A 20,127-nucleotide genomic window follows, 5' to 3' on the forward strand; every position below is an offset into this window, starting at 1 on the left:
ACCCATGCAGCAGTTCTTCGCTTTCGACGCCGTCGCGCGCGACGGGTCGCTCGACCACGGCACGATCGCCGCCGAGTCGTTGCGGGACGCCCGCGATGTGATCGCGTCGCGCGGCCTGCTCGTGTTGTCGATCGAATCGCGCGGCATTCACGCCCAACGGCGGGCCCCGCTGTCACCGCGCGACCTCGCGCTCGGGCTTCGAATGCTTGGCGACCTGCTGGACTCCGGACTTTCCGCGGGGCGCGCGCTCCTTGCGTTCGAGGAGCTTGCGCCCCGCGGTTGGCGCGATTCTCTGCCGCACATCCGTCAGTCCGTCCGCGAAGGCAGAACGTTGGCCGCCGCGCTCGCGAACGCGCCGGTCGAAATCCCTGGTCTCGTGGTCGGCATCGCGCAGGCCGGCGAGGCCGGCGCCGGTCTCGGGCCGGCGATTCGTCGGGCCGCGGATCTGACCGAAGCGACCGCCGAGATGCGCGCCGCGGTGCGCGCTGCGCTAGCGTATCCACTCGTCGTGGCGGTGGCCGGTGTTCTCGCGATCACGATGCTCGTCACCGTCGTCCTCCCGCGGTTCGCGCGCATCCTCGGCGACATTGGACAAACGCTCCCCGCGTCCACGCGGCTCGTGCTGCGCTCCGCGGAGCTCGGACGCGTGGCCGCGCTGCCCATGCTGATTCTTGGCGCGGTCGGTTTCGCCTCGTGGCGGGCATGGGTTCGCACGGACGCCGGACGCTTGCGATGGTGCCGCTTTCTGCTCGCGGTGCCGGCCGTCGGCTCGATCAGACGCGCCGCCGCCACTTCGCGAATGGCGCATTCGCTCTCCGCGTTGCTCGAGAGCGGCGTGCCGATCGCGACGGCGCTCGATCTCGCAGCGCGCGCGGCGTCGGATGCCGAGCTCGAAACACGACTCCGGCGCGCGCGCGCCGGAATCGCAGCGGGCCAATCGCTGTCGCACTCGCTCGAGGCCAACGACGCCGCCACACCAACGGCGTTTCGTCTCGTGCGCGCTGGTGAGGAGTCGGGGCGACTCCCGTCGATGTTGGCGCACGCGGCGCGCATCGAACAACAGCGCGTCGATCAGGCGATCCGCGCCGCGGTGCGAATGCTCGAGCCATCGCTCTTGCTGCTCTTCGCGGGCGTGGTCGCGGTGATCGCGGCGGCACTGCTCCAGGCCATCTACAGCGTGCGCCCGGCATGACGCGAGACCCTCGCGAACTGCGCGGCACGACGCTCGTCGAGCTGCTCGTGGTGCTCTCCGTACTCGGCGTCATTGCGAGCGTGGCCGTGCTGGCCGTTCGCCGATTCGACCGGCCGGCGCCGAACGACCCGCGCGCGATCCTCGCCGAGAGTCTTCGCGTCGCGGTCGATTCGTCGCGCGCGATCGTCGTTCGCTTCGTGCGGGACGGACGCGCGTTCTCAGCGACCGTCAGACCCGACGGCACCGTCGTCGCCGATTCGGGGGGATTGCTCGACGCGGATCGACTCACAGGCAGACCGTCGCATGCGCGGTGACACGCGGCGCGGGTCGGCGCTCGTCGAAGTGCTCGTCGCGCTCGTCTTGCTCGCCGTATGCGGCGTCGCGATGGTCGCGCTGCTCGGCCAAACCAGCCGCTCGATGCGTTCGACGCGAGACGCGGAGGAGGAGACACGAGGCGCGTCGCGCGTTCTCGACCGCCTGGCGGCGATGGATCGCGCGAGCCTGCTCGCGTCACTCGGCCGCCATGACGTTGCCGGGTTCAGCGCGACCGTCACGGAAACATCACCGGACCTGTTCGACGTCGCGGTCGCCGCGTCCGACACCTCCGCCGTTCTGCTGCGCACCGCTCTCTACCGTCCTGATTCCAGCCGTGGCCTCACGCCGTAACCGAAGAGGGTTCACGTTGCTCGAGCTCATTCTCGCGCTCTCGATGACCGGAGCGGCGATGCTGGGTGGAGTGTTGCTGCTGGATCAAGTCAACGACGAGACGGCGCGCATCATCGCACGCGGCGCCGGCGGCGACCGCGAGTCGAACGGCGCGCGCGTTCTTCGCCGACTCATCGTCGAGGCGCACGCGAGTAACGACACGATGCGCAAGTTCGCCGGCGACGAACGCTCCGTGTCATTCCAGACGCGATGCGATACGCCCGGTGGATGGTCCGAGCCGTGCGACGCCACGCTCGCGATCGACGATCGCGAGGACAGCAGCGCCGTCGTCGCCGACCTGTCGGTCGGCGGGTCGCTGACGCTGCGCCGCGACGCGGGGCGGCGCTTGTGGCGATATCTCGACGCGAATCCGCGTGATACCGCGTGGGCGACGCGCTGGTCGTCCGCGACGACGCTTCCCGCGGCCGTCGCGCTCGTGTCGGCCAGGGACACGATCGTATTCCCGGTCCAGGTGCGCCGTGACTAGCCGCCGCGGTTTCACGATGATCACGATGCTCTGGGTGATGTCCGTCGCCGCGGTCGTCACCGCCGGTGGCGCGCTGGTCGGCCGCCTCGCGGTGCATGCGTCGCGCAACCGGACGGAGCTGGAGCGCGCGTACTGGACAGCGAACGGTTGTGCGTCGCGCGCGAGGGCAACCATCGACGCCCTGCTGGGCGACGACCGCGACGCAGCCGCCGTCTGGCAAACCCTCGATCGCCGTTTGCCGCGTGTGCTGACGCTCGAGCATCCGTGTTCCCTTCAGCTCGAAGCAGCCGGTACGCGCCTCGACGCCAACACGGCGTCCGACGAGATGATCTCGCGTCTCCTCGCGGGGCTCGGCGCTCCCGAGACCAGATCTCGCGAGATGGTCGACGCCCTCGCGGACTGGAGAGACTCGGACGAGGTCGCGCGACGCGCGGGCGCCGAGCGAAGCTGGTACCTCGCTCAGCAACGCGAGCCGCCGCGGAACGGTCCGCTCGCCGACGTGCGCGAGCTGGCCCGTATCCGTGGATTCGAGCGTCTCGCCGATTTCGACACGGTACTCGGTACGGACGGCGGCCGGGTTTCGCTCGCGACGGCGCCGGTCACCGTACTCATGTCCGTTCCGGGCGTCACGCGCGAGACCGCCGAGGCGATCGCGCGGCTTCGTGAGCAAGGCGAGCCGATCGGCGACTTGCTCGGCGTCGTCGGGTTGGTTTCACGATCATCCGCCGACTCGCTGTTGGCGCGGTACGCGGACGCCGCGCACGTCTCCACGCCGACGCCCGACGCGTGGATTCTCACCGTGCGCGCGTCGAGCGGCTCTCCGCCGAATGCGTCGTCGCTGAGGCTATCGCTCACACGCGACGGGAACGTCGCGCGGCTCGTGTCCGTGCGGAGTGATCCATGACGACGCGTCTCGGTATCTCGATCACCCGTGCCGAGTGCGCCGCCGTCATCGTGCAACGCGGCGGCGTGCGATGGCGCGGACGGGTCGTGCGTGGTCAAGGTCAAGGCGTTCGCGCGGCGGTCGCCGAACTGGTGTCGGCGGCGCCGAAGCGCCGGTCGGGCATTCGCGTCGTGGTCGCGCTGGGCGTCTCGTATGCGCAAATCAAGAAAATCGGCGGCTTGCCGTCGACGATGCGCGCCGACCTCGCGTCGACACTGGTGCGCGAAAACGTCGCCGCGTTTTTTCTGCGCTCGTCGCCGCGACTCGTCGTCACGAAGGTTCAACGGGGCGACGACGGATCGGCGTGGAGCGCCGCGCTCGATGGAACGCTCGTGGACGATGCCATCGACGGGCTTCGCGAGAACGGCTTGCGAGCTGTCGCGTTCGTTCCCGAGCCGGTGGCCATGCTCGCGGCGCTTCCACCGGGTTCGCACCGTGTCGTCGATGGCGACGTGGTCGCCGAATTCACCATCGCTGACGCCAGGACGATTCGGCAATTTCGTCGCGCGCGCGCCGAGGCGACCAGTGAACCGAGCGAAATGCCGGAAGACTTGCCGACGGCAATTCGTTCCATCGGTGCGGACGCGTGCCACTACGCGGCGGCATTCGCCGCGGCGAATTGTTCGCCGAACCACTCGCTCGCGTGGCGCCCGCCCGCGGATCCGCGAAAGGCTCGGTCGCTGGCGCGACTGCGTTTAGTCGCCTCGGCGGCGACATTCACCCTCTCGATCGTCGCGGCTCTCCTCGCGCCCGGAATTCGCGGATCGCTCGATGCCCGTCGCGCGATGCGCCTCGCCGAGCAACGTGGTGAGATACGAGCCGCGGCGACGAGCGTCGAAGGCAACCTCCGCTCGATCACCGCGTCGCTCGACCAGGTGGATCGATTCGTCGCGAGGCGCGGGGACGTTCCTCTCGTGTTGGCCGAGCTTGCGCGCGTCCTCCCGGAGTCGACCGCGGTGCTCGGCGTGCACGTCGATTCGGTCGAGGTAAGTCTCTCGATTCTCACACCCAACGCGGCGGACGCGGTCACGGAGCTGACGCACGCGGAGCGGGTCACCTCGCCGCGGATACTTGGTTCGGTAATGCGCGACGCGGGCAAACACGCGTCGCTCGAACGCGCGACGATCCGGCTTCGCCGGCTGTCACCGCACCAACGCCCACGACGATGACGTCACGAGACCGGCGCACCCTGATCGTTGGCGCGGGCGTGATCGCGAGCTTGTTCGCGGCCACGAAGGGCGCTCCGGCTGTCGCCGCGTGGGAACGCGATCGAGCCGCCGCCTCGCTTCGAGCCAACCAGCTCGTCGTCGCCGCCTCCGTCGACCCGCGCGAGCTCCGGGCCGCGCGTGACTCTCTCGGCGCACGCCGCGCGAGGCTCGAGGCCATCGACTCTCTGGTGCCAACGGCGCTTGGCGCGTCCGAAGCGGTCGCCCGTCTCGCTTCCACGCTCGAGGATCTCGCCGACTCGTGCTCGGTGCGAGTCTCGTCGATCCAGCTGCGATCGGACAGCGTGACGTCAAATGGATTCACCGAAGTCTCCGTTCGCCTGAACGGCGTCGCTGACGTCGCGGGCCTGGCGTCTCTTCTCCACGCGATCGCCATTTCGAAAAATCCGCTGGCGGTGCGAGAACTGTCCGTCACGGCGCCGGATCCGATGGCGCCGTCAAGCAAAGCGGAGGCGCTGCGACTCGACGTGCTCGTTTCCGGCCTTGTGCGGAGCGGAGTATCGCGACGGTCATGAGACAAGCGATCGTCACACCGCTTCTCGTGGCCGGATCGGCGATGGCGCTCGCGGCGGGCGCACTTCGCTGGCGGGCGGCTTCGCCGCCAACGCTCCTCCGCCGCACCATCCCTCTGGCGAACCCTGCCCAACACCAACCACTCGGCGACAGCGCTCTCGCGGACGCCGAGGAGGGGGTCGTGTCGAACGATCCGTTTCGGCTGGCGAACGAGCCTGCGTCGGTGCGATTCGATCCGTCCGCCGACGGCGAGGCGGTTGGTCCCGTGGTGCCCGTCATGCGGCCGACGCTCGTGCTCAAGGCGATCATCGGCGGTCCGCCGTGGCAAGCGGTGATCGACGGAATTCCCGGCCAGCCGCCTGGTACGATCGCGACGCCCGGCACGCGCTTCGACAAGCTGGTGATTCGGAGCGTCACACGCGACGCCGTCGTGGTGCAGAGTCCCGACACGACGTGGTCGCTCGTCTTCAAGGGCGGGACGTGAGAAGCCTCATGACGCTGACGGCCGTCGTCATGGCGGCCACCGCCGGACAGGCGCAGGTTCCGCAAGCGCCGTCGGACAGCGTGACGATTCGCATCGTCGCCACCGAACTGCGATCGGCCGTGCAGATCATGCAGCAGTATCTCGACCGGCCGGTGATCTTCGCCGGCGCAACGGCCGGTCCACAGGTGACGCTCGAGACGCCGCACCCGGTGCCGCGCGCCGACGTCGTGCGCTACCTGCGCGGCCTGCTCGACGCGCAGGGTTACGAGCTCGTGAGCGACACCGCCTCCGGCACCTATCGCGCGCGGCTCAAAGAAATGTCGCCCGCGTCGCGATCGGCGGCGCCGGCGACGACGGGCTTTGCGCCTGCCGCGCGCCCGCAAGCCACCATGGAGCTCTTCGTCATCGCGCTGAAACACGCCCGCGCGGCCGACGTTGCGTCGAACGTCAACACGCTGTTCGGGCGTGGTACGTTCGGCCAAATCCAAAACACGTCGCAGTCGAGGACTCTCGCCGACGAGCTGCGCGCCAACCAAATGCCGCCGCTCGATGCCGGCACGCTTTCGCCGTCGTCGTCGCCGGCTTCGGGCGGCCGTCCCGCTACGCTCACCGGCGACATCACGATCGTTCCCGACCCGCACGCCAACAGTCTCCTCATTCGCGCCAACCGCGCCGACTTCGACCTCATCAAGTCGATCGTCGACCAGATCGACGTGCGGCCGCCGCAAGCGCTCATCGAAGTGCTGATCGTCGAAGCACAGCGCGACCGCAGCTTCAGCCTCGGACTCCAGGCCGCCGCCGACGACGTGAGCCTGTCGCACCGAGGCGGCGCGGCGCTCGGCAGCGGGGCGCTTTCCCCGGGATCCGGCGGACTCGGCGACTTCACCCTCAAAGTCATGGGGCTCGGCGGGCTGAATCTCGACGCGACGATCGGCGTGGCCGCCGGACGCGGCGACGTGCGAATCATCAGCCGGCCGGTCGTGCTCACGGCGAACGACGAGCAGGCCGAAGTCGTCGTCGGCAGCCAGCGGCCGTTCGTGCAGGTATCGCGGACGTTGCCCGCGTCCGATGTCGGCATTCGCGATGAGGTGGTGCAGTACAAGGATGTCGGCACACGGCTGCGCGTGCGCCCCACCATCAGCATCGACGGCACCGTGCAGCTCGACGTGTCGCAGGAGGTGAGCAACGCGACGACTGAGACGCAGTTCAACGCGCCGGTGATCTCCACGCGCTCGGTGCGCACGGATCTCATCGTGCACGACGGACAGACGATCGTCCTTGGCGGGCTGACCGATCGCGAGCACGACGTGCAGTCCGAGGGCGTCCCGTTCTTCTCGAGCATTCCGCTCATCGGCGGTTTCTTCGGCCGGCATTCGCGAAGCACGACCGAGACGGAACTATTCATCTTCCTCACGCCGCGCGTCATCCGGAGCGACGACGACGCCGAGCGTCTCACGTCGCCGCTGCGCGACCGGGCGGAGAAGATCAAACCGTGACCGACCGGCCCGGCGACGTCGCGATCGTCGGCGAATCCGCGCCGATGCGCGAGCTCCGCGCGCTCATCGCGCGGGTCGCCCCGACGCGGTTGCCCGTGCTCATCGAGGGACCGACCGGCAGCGGCAAGGAGCTCGTCGCCGCGCAGCTGCACCGCGCGAGCGGGCGGACCGGAGCCCTGGTGGCGTTCAATGTATGCGCAATCGGCGACACCATGTTCGAGGACGCGCTCTTCGGCCACGTGCGCGGCGCGTACACGGGCGCGATCGGCGAGGCCATGGGCTTCCTGCGCGAAGCAAACGGGGGAACCGCGTTCTTCGACGAGATCAGCGGACTGCCGCTGCCGCTTCAAGCCAAGCTGCTGCGCGCGATCGAAACCGGCGTGTTTCGCCCGATCGGCGCCGCGCGCGACGCGCGGAGCGATTTCCGACCGATCGCGGCGACGAACGACGATCTCGCCGAGTTGGTTCGCGACGGGCGCTTCCGCGCCGACTTGTGGCACCGGCTGAGTGGCGTCGTTCTGCGCGTGCCGGCGCTCGTCGATCGCGTCGACGACATTCCGATGCTGGCGCGGCACTTCCTCGGTGCCGCCGCACGCGTGACCGACGATGCGACGGCCACGCTCATGACGCGCGCCTGGCCGGGCAACGTGCGCGAGCTGCGTCAGGTGCTCGAAGCAGCACGCGTCTTCGCGAGCGGCATGATCGACGCGGCGGCGATCGACGCCGCCGTCGCGAACCGGAGTGCCGCTGCCTCGAAACCAAACTCGCCCGCCCGCTCATTGGCCGAGCGGAGCGAGTTGGTCGCCGCGCTCGAGAGCGCGGCGTGGGACACGGGACGGGCGGCATGCGAGCTCGGGATTCATCGCGCCACCATGTATCGGCGGATGAAGCGGCACGGAATCGAGGGGCGCGGGTCTCCGCATCCCGCGCCCCGCACCCCACCTACATGCCCTGCTTGTCGAGCAGATTCTTCGCCGCGTCGCGGTGCGCCACGAACGCCGGCGCCACTTTCGTGACCAGATCCTTCAACGCCGCGTTCTGAATCGCCGGCAGCAGCGTCTTCGTCACCGCACCGATCACCGCGTCGTGGTAGCCGACTTCGTTCTGCAAGAACGCCTTGTCGAATTCCGCGCCCGACAGGCTGTTGAGGCGCTTCATGAGCGCGGCGTGGCTCTTCATGCCGTCGTCGTCCTTCGGCGGCGTCGGCGTAACGCCGAGCTTCTTCGCCAGATCGCGGCCCTGTTGGCGCACGACCTTGTGGTCGCGCGCGAGCATCGCACCGAAGTCGCGGATCTCTTTCGTCGAGCCTTTCTTGGCGCCGAGCTCACCGGTCTCGATGTCCGACGTGTTGGCGGCGTCGAAGATCGCCACGATGGTCGGGTCGTCGAGCGCCCACGCATGCGTCGAAGCCGGGACGGGGGAAGCGGAGCCGGTGCGAAGGACGAAGGCCAGCGCGGCGACGGCGGCCACGGAGGCGGCGGGGAACACGCGTTTGAACGACATGATGAAGCTCTCCCGAATCGAGGTTGAGTTGGATTTTCAGGAGAGGTACGACGCCGGCGCGGAACTGGATCTTCGATCGCTGTCCGCTCATGGGACACCGGATCCCACGAGCGGACGACCCGCCACCGATGCCCGCCAATCGCGAATCGCAGTAAGCGATTGCAAGCCATCCAGTTCGGCGTGTGCTCCCAGCGCGCTGCCACAGGTACGGCTCTTTCATTGACTACCGGCCGACCCTGCCGACAACCTAATGGACAATTTCGCTCAAGACATTCGTCTCGCACTGCGCCAGTTCGGGCGCACGCCGGTGTTCACGCTGACCGTGCTTGCGACTCTTGCCCTCGCCATCGGCGCGACGACGGCCGTGTTCAGTCTCGTCGACGGTGTGCTGCTCAACCCGCTCGGTTTTTCGCGGCCGGATCGCCTCGTCTACCTCGAAGCTGTCGATCCGAAGGGCAGTCCGGAGGAGATCTCGCCGCAAGATCTCATCGACTTTCAGCGCCAGACGCGGAGCTTCTCCGCCATCGCGTCGGTGGAATCCGGGCGCAGCCAGACGCTCACGCGCCAATCGGGACCTGCCGTCCGCTTGAGCGGTGCTCGCGTCGGCGGATCGTTCTTCGACATTCTCGGCGTCGCGCCAGAAGCCGGACACTTCTTTCAACGCGGCTCGGATGCCAAGGACGCGCCGAAGGTCGCGGTGTTGTCCGACCGCGCCTGGCACCGCGAGTTCGGCGGCGACCCCAAGATCGTGGGAAGCCGAATCACGCTCGGCGACTCGTTGTATCAAGTCGTCGGCATCGCGCCGCCGCGATTCACGTTTCCCGGCCAGCCGGACGTCTGGCTCCCCGCCGTGTGGCTCGATTGGGAAGTCGGCGACACGGCGCGCGGGTATCACTCCGTCAACGCGATCGCTCGGCTGTCCGACGGCGTGACACTGGACGCCGGGCGACGCGATCTCGCCGCGATCGCGTATCGCATCGCGCAAGCGTGGCCGAAGTACGACGCCAAGGTCAGCGCGACGGCGACGCCGCTTCGCGAGCAGCTCGTCGGCAGCGTCGAGCGGCCGCTCTGGGTGCTGTTCGGCGCCGTCGTGTTCGTGCTTCTGATCGCGTGCGTGAACATCAGCAACCTCATGCTCTCACGCGCGACCGCCCGCGCGTCGGAAGTCGCCGTGCGCACCGCGCTCGGCGCCAGCCCGGCTCGACTGGCGCGGCAGTTCGTGACGGAGAGCGTGGTTCTCGCGTTTGCGGGCACGGCGCTCGGAATCCTCGTCGCGAGTTGGATCGTGGACGCTGTCGTCCGCTTCGGTCCCTCGGGTCTCCCCCGGTTGACCGATCTCTCGATGAGCGCGAGCGTGCTCGCGTTCTCGGCGCTCATCGCCGTGGTGACCGGGATCGGCTTCGGCGTGGCGCCGGCGCTTCACTTGTCGAGGACGAATCCTTCGGTGCTGCTGCGCGCCGGCGCGCGCGGAATCACCGGCGGTGCGCACAGGACTCGCGCGCTGCTCGTGCTGACGGAGATCGCGCTCGGAACGGTGTTGCTCGTCGGCGCCGGACTCCTCGTGCGGAGCTTCGTGCGATTGCTCTCCGTCGATCCGGGCTTTCGCGCCGACAACGTGATCGTGTTCGACCTCGCGCTCGCCGGCTCGAAGTATCAGTACGACGCGCAGGACAACAGGTTCGCCGAGGCGGTGCTCACGCGTCTCGCCGCGCTGCCGGGCGTCACCGGCGTTGCCGTCGCCGCCAACCGGCCGTTCGACCGCGCTCCCGCCTTCTCCGTGTCGACGTCGTTCACGATCGACGGACAACCCAAGCCGGAAAAGGGCGCGGAGCCCGAGTCGCGGCTGCTGCCGGTGTCGCCGAGTTACTTCGCGACGATGGGCATGACGCTGCTGCGAGGGCGCACGTTCGCGGATCAGGAGAACCGACTCGGCGCCGCGCCGGTGGTGGTGATCAACGAGGCGTTGGCGGCGCGCGACTTTCCCGGACAGAATCCGATCGGCAAGCACCTCACGTTCGGCATCAACCACACCGTGTCCGCCGATCCCAAAGACACGCTCCGCACGCGCGGAGAGATCATCGGCGTCGTGCGCACGGTGACACACACGTCATTGTCGGCGAAACCGGAGCCGGCGACGTACGTGCCGTACGCGCTCCTCCCGTTTGGACCGTCGTTCGCCGTGCGCACGAACGCGGATCAAGTGACGGCGGAGCGCGAGATTCGGTCCGCGGTTGCGGCGGTCGATCGAAACGCTCCCGTCTATGGTCTTCAGGCGTTGCGCGATGCCATCTCGGCTTCGGTCGAGCAGCCGCGCTTCTACACCGTGGTGTGCGGCGCGTTCGCGCTCGTCGCGCTGTTGTTGGCGGCGGTCGGGATCTACGGCGTCATCTCGTATGGCGTGAGCCAACGGAGCCGAGAGTTCGGCCTTCGAATCGCGCTGGGCGCGACTCCGCACGACGTCGTCGCGCTGGTGCTGCGGAGCGGCACGCGCCTCACACTCGTCGGCCTCGCGATCGGGTTGGTTGGGGCGCTGCTCGCGACGCGCACCATGAGCGCGCTGCTCTTCGGCGTGAGCGCGCTGGATGGGCTCACGTTCGCGGTCGTGTGCGTCGTGCTCGCCGGGACGGCGACGCTGGCCTCGTGGTTGCCAGCGCGGCGCGCGGCGGCGGTGGATCCGGTGGTGGCGATGCGAGCCGAATAGCAGCGGACAAGCAGCCTGATTTGCGGTCTGGACCGGGCTCGGTTCCCTTTGAGTGCGTGTAGCTTGCGTGTCGCTTTCACCACTCGTCCGAGCCATGGCCGACATTCCGTTCATCGCGCGCGGTTTCCACTCCAAGCGGCCGGCTGCACCGCCGGGCCGACTGCCGCCCGGGCAGTATGAGACGCGCGACTTTCCCGTGCTCTCCGCCGGCCCCACGCCTCGCACGCCGCTCGACAGGTGGGATTTCACCATCCGCGGTGGCGACGACACGGTGCGATGGTCGTGGCAGGAGTTGCTGGCGCTCCCGCACGAAACGCCGACGGTGGACATCCACTGCGTGACCAAGTGGTCAAAGTTCGACACGAAGTGGGAAGGGGTTTCAGTCGACACGCTGCTGAACGCGGCGGAAGAGAAGGGACTGCGGAAAACCGCGTTCGTGATGGCGAGGAGCGACGGCGGCTACACGACGAACCTTCCGCTCGCCGACGTCACGGGCGGCAAAGCGTGGGTCGTGTTTCAGTTCGACGGCGGACCGCTCGATCCCGAGCACGGAGGACCGGCGCGCCTGCTCGTGCCACATCTCTACTTCTGGAAGAGCGCCAAGTGGGTGCGCGGGCTCACGCTGATGGATCGCGACCAGCCAGGGTTCTGGGAGCAGCTCGGCTACCACGACCGCGGCGATCCGTGGACGGAACAGCGGTACCAAGGCGACCCGTGACGTGACTGAAGAAAGCGAAACGGCCGCCGCTTCCCCGCCACGCCTCGCGTGGCAGGTCGCGAGCGTCGTCGAGACTCGGCAAGAGACGCCGCGCGCGCACACGCTCGTGCTCGATGTTCCCGGATGGCGCGGTCATCGAGCCGGCCAACATGTCGACGTGCGACTCGTCGCCGAGGACGGGTACCAAGCGCAGCGGTCCTATTCGATCGCCTCGGCCCCGGAGAATCCGCGCATCGAGCTCACGATCGAGCGCCTCGACGATGGCGAAGTCTCACCGTATCTCTGCGACGTGCTCCATGCCGGCGATGGCGTAGAAGTACGCGGGCCGATCGGCGGATACTTCGTGTGGAGCTCGAGGGACGAAGGTCCGGTATTCCTAATCGCCGGCGGCTCGGGGATCGTGCCGCTCATGGCGATGCTGCGGCACCGCGCTCACGCCGCGTCCGAGCTTCGCTCGCGCAGCCGCATGCATCTCCTGTACTCGGCGAGAACCGTGTCCGACATCATCTACATCCGCGAGCTGGCTGATCTATCGAACGACGGCGAAACGCGTGTGACGTTCACGCTCACGCGCGAGCCGGCATCGAGCGATTGGAAGGGCGAGCGCCGCCGCATCGACCGAGCCATGCTCGAGGCGGCAGGTTGGCCCGCGAAGGAGGGCTCGCTTTCATATGTCTGCGGCCCCACGCCATTCGTCGAAGCCGCGGCGAATCTCTTGGTCGAGATCGGCTACGACGCATCGAGAATCCGGACGGAACGGTTTGGACCGACGAGTTGATTCGGGTGGACGGTGGACGGGTGGACGGGTTGACGGGTGGACCGAGGAAGGGCGGAGAAACGATGCCTGATCAGATGCGATTGGATGGAAACGCGGCGGCGGGGCAGCTCAGTGAGCTGTTCGCGCGCGATGTGACGACTGCGGTGGCCACATGCGCCGGATGTCACACCGCTGCGCCACTTGGGGCGCTCGCCGAGTACGGGCAGAGCATGGGAGTCGTGCTGCGATGCGGGCGATGCGACACGGTGATGCTGCGGCTTGTCCGCACGCCGCACGCGATCCACGTGGATGCCACGGGAATCACGGTCATGGTGGTGCCGGTCAGTTGAATCTTCCCGTCAATCCACCTGTGCTCCCGATGCTCGCCAATCGTCTCGACGAGCTTCCAACGGGTGAGGGCTGGATTTTCGAACCCAAGTGGGACGGGTTTCGCACGCTCGTCTTCCGCGACGGCGATGAGATGTTCATCCAGAGCCGCGACGAAAAGCCGCTCGACCGCTACTTCCCGGAGCTCGTCGAAGCGTTGAAGGCGCGCATTCCCGAGCGCTGCGTGCTCGATGGCGAGATCGTGATCGCGAGCGAGCACGGGCTCGACTTCGACGCGCTGCAGCTTCGCTTGCACCCGGCCGCGTCGCGCGTGAAGAAGCTCGCCGCGGAGATTCCTTCCTCGATCGTGTTCTTCGACATGTTGGCCGATGGATCGACCGACCTGCGACAGCATCCGTTCGCGATGCGCCGGTCGATGCTCGAGTCGATGCTCGCCGGCGTTGCCGCACCGGTGCACGTGACGCCCGCGACGGCCGATCGCGCGCTCGCCGCCGATTGGTTCAAGCGCTTCGAGGGCGCGGGGCTGGACGGCGTCATGGCGAAGCGCGAGGAAGGGCCGTACGAGCCGAACAAACGCGTCATGCTCAAGGTCAAACACGAGCGCGACTGCGACTGCGTCGTCGCCGGCTTTCGCTGGCACAAAGGGAGCGAGCAAACGGCTGTGGGCTCGCTCCTGCTGGGCCTCTATGACGATTCTGGAAAGCTCCACCACGTCGGTGTGTGCGCCAGCTTCACGGCCGCCAAACGGCGCGCGCTGGTGGACTTTCTCGCGCCGTACCGCGAGAACGCGCTCGAGAGCCATCCGTGGCGCGAGTGGGCGGAGGCCGACTCCGCGGACGGCGCATATCGCCGGCCAGGCGCGATGAGCCGGTGGAGTCAGGGGAAAGATTTGTCGTGGGAAGCGCTGCGCCCGGAGCTCGTCGTCCAAGTCGCGTACGACCACATGCAGAACGGCCGCTTTCGGCACACGGCGCAGTTCAGACGCTGGCGGCCCGACAAGGCTCCGCGCGACTGCACCTTCGACCAGCTCGAGGTCGTGCCGCCGCACGAGCTGGCGTCGATCTTCGCTCGCTAGCGCATCAGGGAGTCCTCGGAGGAAATGGCTTCATCGGCAGCACCGTCAGCGAGTCGCGCAAGACGTAGGGAAACTTGACGGTAGCGCCGTCGCGAGCGCGTAGCGTGACGATGACCGAATCGCCGACGCTGAACCTGCCCTGGCACAACTCGTAGATGCCGTCGGTACCCGTGCGCGTGCTCGTGATCTCCTTGTCCGACGCGAGCAACGCAAAGGGCGACGACTCGTCCTTCGCGCGCTTTGCCGCCGACCCCTCGGCGAGGCTCGCCCGCGTCTCATCCACGCTCAGTCCATCGCTCGAGACGGCTCGGCCGATCATCCAAACCGCGCCGGGCCGGCGCGGTATGAACGCGTTCCAGATGCCGTCGTGCCGGCAACGGTCCTGCACGTAGTCGTTTGCCGTCGACACTTCGACCGTGGCGCGGTGCGTCGAATCACGCACCGCTTCGAACTTCAGTCGGGTGTGAAGCTGGATGGCGAGCGTCTCGAGCGCCGTGTCGATCACGACGAGATTGTAGGGTCCGGGGAGCAAGCGGTTCAGCGTGACTTGGCCCTTCGCGTCGACGCGGCCGGAGTAGTCCGTGTCCTCGAGCCTCACCTGTGTTCCGGCGGCCGGTGTGTGCGAGCGTGTGAGCGCGGTGAGCGCGAGCGTGCCGAGCGGAGCGTCCCACGCCAGCCCCGACGGCCAGGCGATATGCGCGACTTCACCCCCCGATTCCTGCGCGTAGAGCCGGTCACGACGGGTGAATCTTGCTGTACGATTGTCGTACAACGAATCGGGGTCGAGCGCCGGGAGTCGCAGCGACCATCGGTCGATGATCACGACGCCATTGGGCATGTCGCGGAACCAGAGTTGACCGCCGGGGTTCGCCGGCTCGGCGGAGCGAGCCAACCCCACATAGCGGAACTCGAGGCGCCGCAATTGGCGTTGCGTCGTGTCGACCCAGAGCACACCGTCGACGTCGATTCGTGTTCGCGACTGCGTCGCGGCGGTGAATCCCAGACCGACCTCCGTCGGGTGCCCTCGGTCGCCTCGCACGAGGCGGACGCAGTACCCCGCGATGAACGCATCGTCGAGCAGCGCGTCTGCATCGGGGGCGAAATATGTCGCTCCCCCCCCATCGTCCTTGACGAAGCCGTCGCGGACGAACTCGGCGCCCGTTCGCGCCGAGACGAATGGACGCTCCGACCGCGCGCTCGAATCGATCTTCACACTCTGATGAGCGATCCGATCGCTCGTGCCGTCCATGCGCCGTTGAAATCGGATTCGCACGACCCTTCCGGGATTGGCTTCTCGCGCGACGACGCTGTTGAGCAAACTCGCGCGTGCCTGCTCGAGCAGTCCGAGCGCCGGTCCGGTGTCGTCCCGGCGCGGACAGCCGTTGGCTGTGACGGCCATCGGCTCGAGCATCGTCGGCAGCGTCGTCATCAAGACGTCGAGCGTGTCGACCGAGCCGCCTTTTCGATTCAACGGAACCGTCGTCGGCCGAAAACCGATCCGAATGAACCGCAGCTGCGTGGTGTTCGACGATACGATGATACGATAGCGCCCTTGCTCGTCGGTGATGTTGCGTCCGAGCGTCTTGCCGCCGGCGTCCAGCAACGCGATGACGGCGCCGGATATCGGCAGGCGGCTCACTCTCTCGCGCACGGTGCCGCGCACTTCCTGCGCGTGTGCGTGCCGCACCGCGCTCCCTATGAGCAACAACGACATCGTGAGCGTGACGATCGTTCGGCGCACGCGCCCCCCGGGGCGTGGGATCAGGACTTCGGGCGTCGCTTCGCGCGAGACGGTGCAACCCGCGGCGCCTCTCCTTCCATCTTTCGAAAATGCGGCGGCCAGGGCGCGTCGCCTAGCCCCTCGGCCTCGTCGCGCGCGGCCAGCTCGAGCAGGGCGTCCAGCGAGCCCACCGCGGCGTCGATTCCCTCGTGCGGATCGCCGATCTTCTCGAACCGCGCCGGCATCGTGAGCGCCGTGAAATCGGACGGATCACAGTCGGGCACTTCGTCCCATGTGAGCGGCGCCGACGCGCGTGCGTCTGGCAACGGCCGCAGTGAATACGCCGAGCACATCGTGCGGTCCTTGGCGTTCTGGTTGTAATCCAAAAAGACGCCGTGGCGCTCCTCCTTCCACCACTTGGACGTCGCGATCGCCGGAGCCCGCCGCTCGATCTCGCGCGAGAAGGCGAGCGCGGCACGGCGCACTTCGGTGAACGACCACTTCGGCTCGATTCGCGCCCACACGTGCATTCCGCGCGATCCGCTCGTCTTCGGCCAACCGACGAGGCCCATCTCCTCGAGCAGCCCCTTCGACTCCATCGCTACTCGCCGCACGTCTTCCCATTCTACGCCCGGAGTCGGGTCGAGATCGACGCGCAGCTCATCGGGATGGTTGACGTCGCCGGAGCGGATCGGATGCGGGTGCAGCTCGATGCAGCCGAGGTTGACGACCCACGCGAGTCCCGCGGTGTCGTCGACGACGACTTCGGTGGCCGTGCGGCCGGAAGGGAAGGACAGCGTGACGGTGCGCAGCCATTCCGGCCGATTTTCAGGAGCGCGTTTCTGGTAGAACGGCTCGTGCTCCGCGCCGTCGACGAATCGCTTGAGCACGATCGGTCGGTCGCGAATGCCGCGCAGCGCGCCGTCGGCGACCGACAGGTAGTAGCGCGCGATGTCCAGCTTGGTCAGCTGGACGTCGCGCGCAAAATACGGTTTGTCCGGATTCGTGATCCGAACTTCACGTCCGTCGATCGACAGAACCTCGACGGCTTCTTTCTTCGGCATGTGGTGACGGATGGAGTGCGGTCCGGCATCGGCGAATCTGATTTCGCCGCGCCGGACCGTCTAGCCACCCGTCCACCCGTCTTCTTACGGAGCCGCCGGCGTCAACGTGCCAACCAGGCCGTGAGTCTCGTCGCTCGGACCCGACGAGAAGTACATGGTCGTCGACCCCGGGAACGGACCGAAAGCCAGACCCCACAGACCGGCGAGCGAGATCGGGTTGCCGTCGGCGCCGCGCAGGTTGTCGATGAACGCGCCGGTATTCGCATCGTAGGCGCCGATCAAGCCGTCGCCGAAGTTGCCGACGATCAGGTCACCGGCGAAGCGGCTGAAGCCCGTCGGCGCGATGACCATGGCCCACGGCGAGTTCAACACGCCGTTCGCGATGAGGCGCTTCGAGAGGCTGCCGTCCGGATTGAAGACGTCGATGAAGCCGTTGCCGACGCCCGCGTCGTCATCCGTGTTCTCCGGCCCCTTCTGCTTCGCGTAGCTCACGTACAACTTGCCGTTGATGGTCGCGATGCCGAACGGGGCGAAGCCCGCCGCCATGGTCGCGTCCGTGAACGAATTCACGAGCGTGAAGTTCTTGTCGTAGACGTCCACGGCGTTGGCGTGGAAGTTCGTCACGTACAGGAAATTCGCGCCGCCGTTCTGGGCCATCGCGATGCCCTTGTACACGGCACCTGTCCCCGATCGGTCCGCGACGATGACGGCGGTGTTGTTCGGCGCCGAGGGGTTCCAGGCCGAGATCGTCCCGTCCTCGCCCGCGAAGATGAACGCGGCGGCGCCCAGGTTGTTGGGGACGCCGAAGTCGCCGGTGCTGTTGAGGATCACACCGGTCGGCACGCCCTGCATGCCGTTCGCGCCCGGGATCGTCACCGTCGTTGGCACTTTCGTTCCATCTCCGTTGTACACCGTGGAGGTGCCGGTTCCGTTGTTGGCGACCCAGAGCAGACCCGTCGGCCCGAAGGCGATGCCCCACGGATTTACCAGATTCGGATCGATCGTCGTCGCGATGCCCTGGTCGGTGACGAGCGAGGCGAGCGTGAACGAGTTGAGCGGCGTGACGACGTTGACGAGGTGGTCGTTGTCGCTGCATGCCGCGAGCGCAACGGCGACTGTCGCCATGGTAAGTGACCGACCAACGTTGATCGAGCGTGGTTGCATGTTCTTCGTCTCCTGGATGCGGCGTCCGGTTGCCACGGCGCGCACTGCTGGACGACGCGCCGACTGGGCCGCCCAACGCGAGGCGCGTTCCAATGCCAACGCCTCGCGCGAATCTTCCGCACGGGATCGGTCATGGGCCGTTGGGCCATCGCGCGCCACCGACGGCGCGCAACGTGCGCGCGGCCGAATCGTCAACTCGATGATGCGCCCGCACTTCATCCCCGCCGCCTTCGGTATCGCGCTCGCCTTTTCGGCGTGCACGCGCCCGGCGTTGTACTATCCAGATCCCGTTCCGGTCGCGGTCCCCGATACGTCTCGCGCGACGAAGAGCGCCGCGACGCCGCGCGCCGGCCGGAATACGATTCCGGTCGAATTTCCGGACGTGACGGTCGCCGTGACGGGAGGAAGCGCGACCACGAGCGACGCCGCCTATCTGATCAGCCGGCGCCTGCTGGTCCCCGTGGCGGGCGCCGACATGTCGAAAGTCGAAGACTCATTCTTTGAACCGCGCGACGGAGGCCGAACTCATCGCGCGATCGACATCCTCGCCCCTCGCGGTACCCCGATTCTCTCCGCCGACGACGGCAAAATCATCCGGATGACGACGAGCGAGCTCGGCGGCATTTCCATGTACACGATCGATCCCACCGCCAGCCTCGTGTACTACTACGCTCATATGGAACGCTACAACGACGCGATGTCGCCCGGCCGCGAGATCGCAAAGGGCGACACGCTCGGCTTCGTCGGCACCACCGGCAACGCTCCCAAGGACACGCCGCACCTCCATTTCCAGGTCATGCGCTGGCCCGCCGACAACCGGTACTGGGACGGCGAGGCGATCGACCCGTTCGAAGCGCTGGGCGGTATGCGGCACGATCGGGCGCATCACACGGGTGGTGGTAGACCGGTAGGCCGGTAGACCGGAAACAGCGGGATTCGCTGACGGCGATCTCACCTACGCCGGCGCTTCTACGTCAGCCGTCGTATTTGTGCGCGCGGCACGCGCTCACACCTTCGAGTCGGTACCGGTTTACCGCAACTCGGAGCTTCTCGTGCATCGATTCCTCAAACTCATCCCGCTTTCATTCCTCGCCGGCTGCGCACAGGGCTGCGCGATCGGAAAGGCGCTCTACATCGCCGTCGTCCACAACTCCGGCGCGCCTCCCCGTGCTGAGCGCGACCGCATCGACGAGCGTGAGCGCACGATGCTCGACAGTCTTTCGCGCGCGCGCATCGTGGTGCTGCCCGTGACCATCCTCGGCCGCGAGCGACATTCCGATGCGACGGCCGCGCGCCGACTGGCCGAGTTGCTCAACGCGCACGGTGTCCACGCCACCGCGTCACCGACGCCGGTCGTTCTTCCATATCAGCCGCAACCGAACGAGGCGCTCACCCTCTGGACTCGCTTCAGAGCGCTCGGCGACTCCCTTCGCGTGCATCCTGCCGGCGATGCCGACTACGTGTTGGCCGTCGACGTGATGGGCGCGCCCGAGCGCGGTTCGATCGGCGCGGTGCATGCCATGTCCGTCACGGCGAACGGCGAGCTCGCATATCGCGCCGTGTGGAACTCCAAGCAGGCCTACTATCAGGAAATGAAGCCGACGTCGATCGACGACGCTCTGAGAATGGTCGCGGTCGACTTGGCGCGGCGCTCGACCAAGTAGATATGTTGTGTCATGCCGCTGTCATCCAAGGAGCGCGCAGCACTGCGCGGCGAGGCCCATCATCTCTCGGCGAGTGTCCACGTCGGTCAGCAGGGTCTCACCGACACGCTGCGCCGGAGCCTCGACGACGATCTCCGCACGCACGAGTTGGTGAAAATCCAGTTCGGCAAGAACGCCGATATCGACGTCAAGGACGCCGCCAACTCACTCGCGTCGGCGATGCAGGCCGACGTCGTCCAAATCATCGGCCGAACCGCGACTCTGTATCGCGAGAATCCGGAGCTGCCCAAGAAAGAACGGAAGCCCTGGCAGAAGTAGGTGGACGGGTGGACCGGTGGTTGGGAAGCGGATTCCTGATCACTGAGTT

The 20,127-nt window shown here is 67.5% G+C and carries 22 protein-coding genes; 18 read left to right on the forward strand and 4 right to left on the reverse strand.

The genetic code is table 11. The features are described 5' to 3' along the window. The first annotated feature begins 4 nt into the window (after positions 1–4). The 10 genes from VGQ44_04920 to VGQ44_04965 are packed head-to-tail and all read left to right on the forward strand — an operon-like array spanning position 5 to position 8,062. Entirely contained in the window at positions 5–1,192 is a 1,188-nt protein-coding gene (locus tag VGQ44_04920; GenBank protein ID HEV8446134.1) for a type II secretion system F family protein, read from the forward strand. Beyond that, positions 1,189–1,506: a prepilin-type N-terminal cleavage/methylation domain-containing protein gene (locus tag VGQ44_04925; protein HEV8446135.1), complete on the forward strand. Its 318-nt coding sequence runs from the start codon at positions 1,189–1,191 to the stop codon at positions 1,504–1,506. Before VGQ44_04920 ends, VGQ44_04925 begins: the two co-directional genes overlap by 4 nt. After that, positions 1,496–1,858 carry a hypothetical protein gene (locus tag VGQ44_04930; protein HEV8446136.1) on the forward strand — a complete coding sequence of 121 codons (363 nt, stop codon included), beginning with the start codon at positions 1,496–1,498 and terminating at the stop codon, positions 1,856–1,858. The genes VGQ44_04925 and VGQ44_04930 overlap by 11 nt, the downstream gene beginning before the upstream one ends. Further along, positions 1,842–2,384 (forward strand): prepilin-type N-terminal cleavage/methylation domain-containing protein, encoded by a 543-nt coding sequence (locus VGQ44_04935; GenBank protein HEV8446137.1) that lies wholly within the window; start codon positions 1,842–1,844, stop codon positions 2,382–2,384. The genes VGQ44_04930 and VGQ44_04935 overlap by 17 nt, the downstream gene beginning before the upstream one ends. Further along, on the forward strand, positions 2,377–3,288 hold the full coding sequence (locus VGQ44_04940; protein ID HEV8446138.1) for a hypothetical protein: 912 nt from the start codon (positions 2,377–2,379) through the stop codon (positions 3,286–3,288). The genes VGQ44_04935 and VGQ44_04940 overlap by 8 nt, the downstream gene beginning before the upstream one ends. Then, entirely contained in the window at positions 3,285–4,496 is a 1,212-nt protein-coding gene (locus VGQ44_04945) for a hypothetical protein (GenBank protein HEV8446139.1), read from the forward strand. The genes VGQ44_04940 and VGQ44_04945 overlap by 4 nt, the downstream gene beginning before the upstream one ends. Further along, complete coding sequence (locus VGQ44_04950; protein HEV8446140.1) at positions 4,493–5,068, forward strand: GspMb/PilO family protein; 576 nt, start codon at positions 4,493–4,495, stop codon at positions 5,066–5,068. Before VGQ44_04945 ends, VGQ44_04950 begins: the two co-directional genes overlap by 4 nt. Beyond that, positions 5,065–5,550 (forward strand): hypothetical protein, encoded by a 486-nt coding sequence (locus tag VGQ44_04955; GenBank protein ID HEV8446141.1) that lies wholly within the window; start codon positions 5,065–5,067, stop codon positions 5,548–5,550. Before VGQ44_04950 ends, VGQ44_04955 begins: the two co-directional genes overlap by 4 nt. Positions 5,551–5,558: 8 nt before the next feature. Then, complete coding sequence (locus VGQ44_04960) at positions 5,559–7,046, forward strand: secretin N-terminal domain-containing protein (GenBank protein HEV8446142.1); 1,488 nt, start codon at positions 5,559–5,561, stop codon at positions 7,044–7,046. Then, on the forward strand, positions 7,043–8,062 hold the full coding sequence (locus tag VGQ44_04965) for a sigma 54-interacting transcriptional regulator (protein ID HEV8446143.1): 1,020 nt from the start codon (positions 7,043–7,045) through the stop codon (positions 8,060–8,062). Before VGQ44_04960 ends, VGQ44_04965 begins: the two co-directional genes overlap by 4 nt. Here VGQ44_04965 and VGQ44_04970 read toward each other — a convergent pair. Beyond that, positions 7,989–8,549: a DUF4142 domain-containing protein gene (locus tag VGQ44_04970; protein ID HEV8446144.1), complete on the reverse strand. Its 561-nt coding sequence runs from the start codon at positions 8,547–8,549 to the stop codon at positions 7,989–7,991. The two genes, VGQ44_04965 and VGQ44_04970, sit on opposite strands and share 74 nt — an antisense overlap. A gap of 250 nt (positions 8,550–8,799) precedes the next feature. Here VGQ44_04970 and VGQ44_04975 point away from each other — a divergent pair, with 250 nt between their 5' ends. The 5 genes from VGQ44_04975 (at position 8,800) to VGQ44_04995 (ending at position 14,148) form a co-directional block, all read left to right on the forward strand. Then, on the forward strand, positions 8,800–11,250 hold the full coding sequence (locus VGQ44_04975) for an ABC transporter permease (protein HEV8446145.1): 2,451 nt from the start codon (positions 8,800–8,802) through the stop codon (positions 11,248–11,250). Positions 11,251–11,344: 94 nt separating this feature from the next. Beyond that, on the forward strand, positions 11,345–11,968 hold the full coding sequence (locus VGQ44_04980) for a sulfite oxidase-like oxidoreductase (protein HEV8446146.1): 624 nt from the start codon (positions 11,345–11,347) through the stop codon (positions 11,966–11,968). A 1-nt stretch (position 11,969) separates the two neighbouring features. Beyond that, positions 11,970–12,746, forward strand: a complete 777-nt coding sequence (locus VGQ44_04985) for a ferredoxin reductase (GenBank protein HEV8446147.1) — start codon at positions 11,970–11,972, stop codon at positions 12,744–12,746. Positions 12,747–12,808: 62 nt separating this feature from the next. Further along, complete coding sequence (locus tag VGQ44_04990; GenBank protein ID HEV8446148.1) at positions 12,809–13,075, forward strand: DUF6510 family protein; 267 nt, start codon at positions 12,809–12,811, stop codon at positions 13,073–13,075. Next, entirely contained in the window at positions 13,072–14,148 is a 1,077-nt protein-coding gene (locus VGQ44_04995) for an ATP-dependent DNA ligase (GenBank protein HEV8446149.1), read from the forward strand. The genes VGQ44_04990 and VGQ44_04995 overlap by 4 nt, the downstream gene beginning before the upstream one ends. Before the next feature lie 4 nt (positions 14,149–14,152). Here VGQ44_04995 and VGQ44_05000 read toward each other — a convergent pair whose 3' ends face one another. The 3 genes from VGQ44_05000 to VGQ44_05010 all read right to left on the reverse strand — a co-directional run bounded on the left by VGQ44_05000 (position 14,153) and on the right by VGQ44_05010 (position 18,057). After that, positions 14,153–15,889: a carboxypeptidase regulatory-like domain-containing protein gene (locus VGQ44_05000; GenBank protein ID HEV8446150.1), complete on the reverse strand. Its 1,737-nt coding sequence runs from the start codon at positions 15,887–15,889 to the stop codon at positions 14,153–14,155. Between the two features lie 20 nt (positions 15,890–15,909). Further along, positions 15,910–16,932 carry a DNA polymerase domain-containing protein gene (locus VGQ44_05005; protein ID HEV8446151.1) on the reverse strand — a complete coding sequence of 341 codons (1,023 nt, stop codon included), beginning with the start codon at positions 16,930–16,932 and terminating at the stop codon, positions 15,910–15,912. A gap of 84 nt (positions 16,933–17,016) precedes the next feature. Beyond that, positions 17,017–18,057, reverse strand: a complete 1,041-nt coding sequence (locus VGQ44_05010; GenBank protein HEV8446152.1) for a TIGR03118 family protein — start codon at positions 18,055–18,057, stop codon at positions 17,017–17,019. Positions 18,058–18,094: 37 nt separating this feature from the next. Between VGQ44_05010 and VGQ44_05015 the strand changes: the two genes are divergently transcribed. The 3 genes from VGQ44_05015 to VGQ44_05025 all read left to right on the forward strand — a co-directional run bounded on the left by VGQ44_05015 (position 18,095) and on the right by VGQ44_05025 (position 20,078). After that, on the forward strand, positions 18,095–19,015 hold the full coding sequence (locus VGQ44_05015) for a M23 family metallopeptidase (protein ID HEV8446153.1): 921 nt from the start codon (positions 18,095–18,097) through the stop codon (positions 19,013–19,015). 133 nt (positions 19,016–19,148) lie between these two features. Then, positions 19,149–19,760 carry a hypothetical protein gene (locus VGQ44_05020; protein ID HEV8446154.1) on the forward strand — a complete coding sequence of 204 codons (612 nt, stop codon included), beginning with the start codon at positions 19,149–19,151 and terminating at the stop codon, positions 19,758–19,760. 12 nt (positions 19,761–19,772) lie between these two features. After that, positions 19,773–20,078 carry a YhbY family RNA-binding protein gene (locus tag VGQ44_05025; protein ID HEV8446155.1) on the forward strand — a complete coding sequence of 102 codons (306 nt, stop codon included), beginning with the start codon at positions 19,773–19,775 and terminating at the stop codon, positions 20,076–20,078. Positions 20,079–20,127: the final 49 nt, after the last annotated feature.

The organism is Gemmatimonadaceae bacterium (genome assembly GCA_036003045.1).
Classification (GTDB): Bacteria; Gemmatimonadota; Gemmatimonadetes; order Gemmatimonadales; family Gemmatimonadaceae; genus JAQBQB01.

Bases quoted from the DNA above. Each gene is read 5' to 3' on its own strand.
- VGQ44_04920 (HEV8446134.1), top strand. From the start codon at position 5: ATGCAGCAGTTCTTCGCTTTCGACGCCGTCGCGCGCGACGGGTCGCTC.
- VGQ44_04925 (HEV8446135.1), top strand. From the start codon at position 1,189: ATGACGCGAGACCCTCGCGAACTGCGCGGCACGACGCTCGTCGAGCTG.
- VGQ44_04930 (HEV8446136.1), top strand. From the start codon at position 1,496: ATGCGCGGTGACACGCGGCGCGGGTCGGCGCTCGTCGAAGTGCTCGTC.
- VGQ44_04945 (HEV8446139.1), top strand. From the start codon at position 3,285: ATGACGACGCGTCTCGGTATCTCGATCACCCGTGCCGAGTGCGCCGCC.
- VGQ44_04950 (HEV8446140.1), top strand. From the start codon at position 4,493: ATGACGTCACGAGACCGGCGCACCCTGATCGTTGGCGCGGGCGTGATC.
- VGQ44_04955 (HEV8446141.1), top strand. From the start codon at position 5,065: ATGAGACAAGCGATCGTCACACCGCTTCTCGTGGCCGGATCGGCGATG.
- VGQ44_04960 (HEV8446142.1), top strand. From the start codon at position 5,559: ATGACGCTGACGGCCGTCGTCATGGCGGCCACCGCCGGACAGGCGCAG.
- VGQ44_04970 (HEV8446144.1), bottom strand. From the start codon at position 8,549: ATGTCGTTCAAACGCGTGTTCCCCGCCGCCTCCGTGGCCGCCGTCGCC.
- VGQ44_04975 (HEV8446145.1), top strand. From the start codon at position 8,800: ATGGACAATTTCGCTCAAGACATTCGTCTCGCACTGCGCCAGTTCGGG.
- VGQ44_04980 (HEV8446146.1), top strand. From the start codon at position 11,345: ATGGCCGACATTCCGTTCATCGCGCGCGGTTTCCACTCCAAGCGGCCG.
- VGQ44_04990 (HEV8446148.1), top strand. From the start codon at position 12,809: ATGCCTGATCAGATGCGATTGGATGGAAACGCGGCGGCGGGGCAGCTC.
- VGQ44_05005 (HEV8446151.1), bottom strand. From the start codon at position 16,932: ATGCCGAAGAAAGAAGCCGTCGAGGTTCTGTCGATCGACGGACGTGAA.
- VGQ44_05010 (HEV8446152.1), bottom strand. From the start codon at position 18,057: ATGGCGACAGTCGCCGTTGCGCTCGCGGCATGCAGCGACAACGACCAC.
- VGQ44_05015 (HEV8446153.1), top strand. From the start codon at position 18,095: ATGTTCTTCGTCTCCTGGATGCGGCGTCCGGTTGCCACGGCGCGCACT.
- VGQ44_05025 (HEV8446155.1), top strand. From the start codon at position 19,773: ATGCCGCTGTCATCCAAGGAGCGCGCAGCACTGCGCGGCGAGGCCCAT.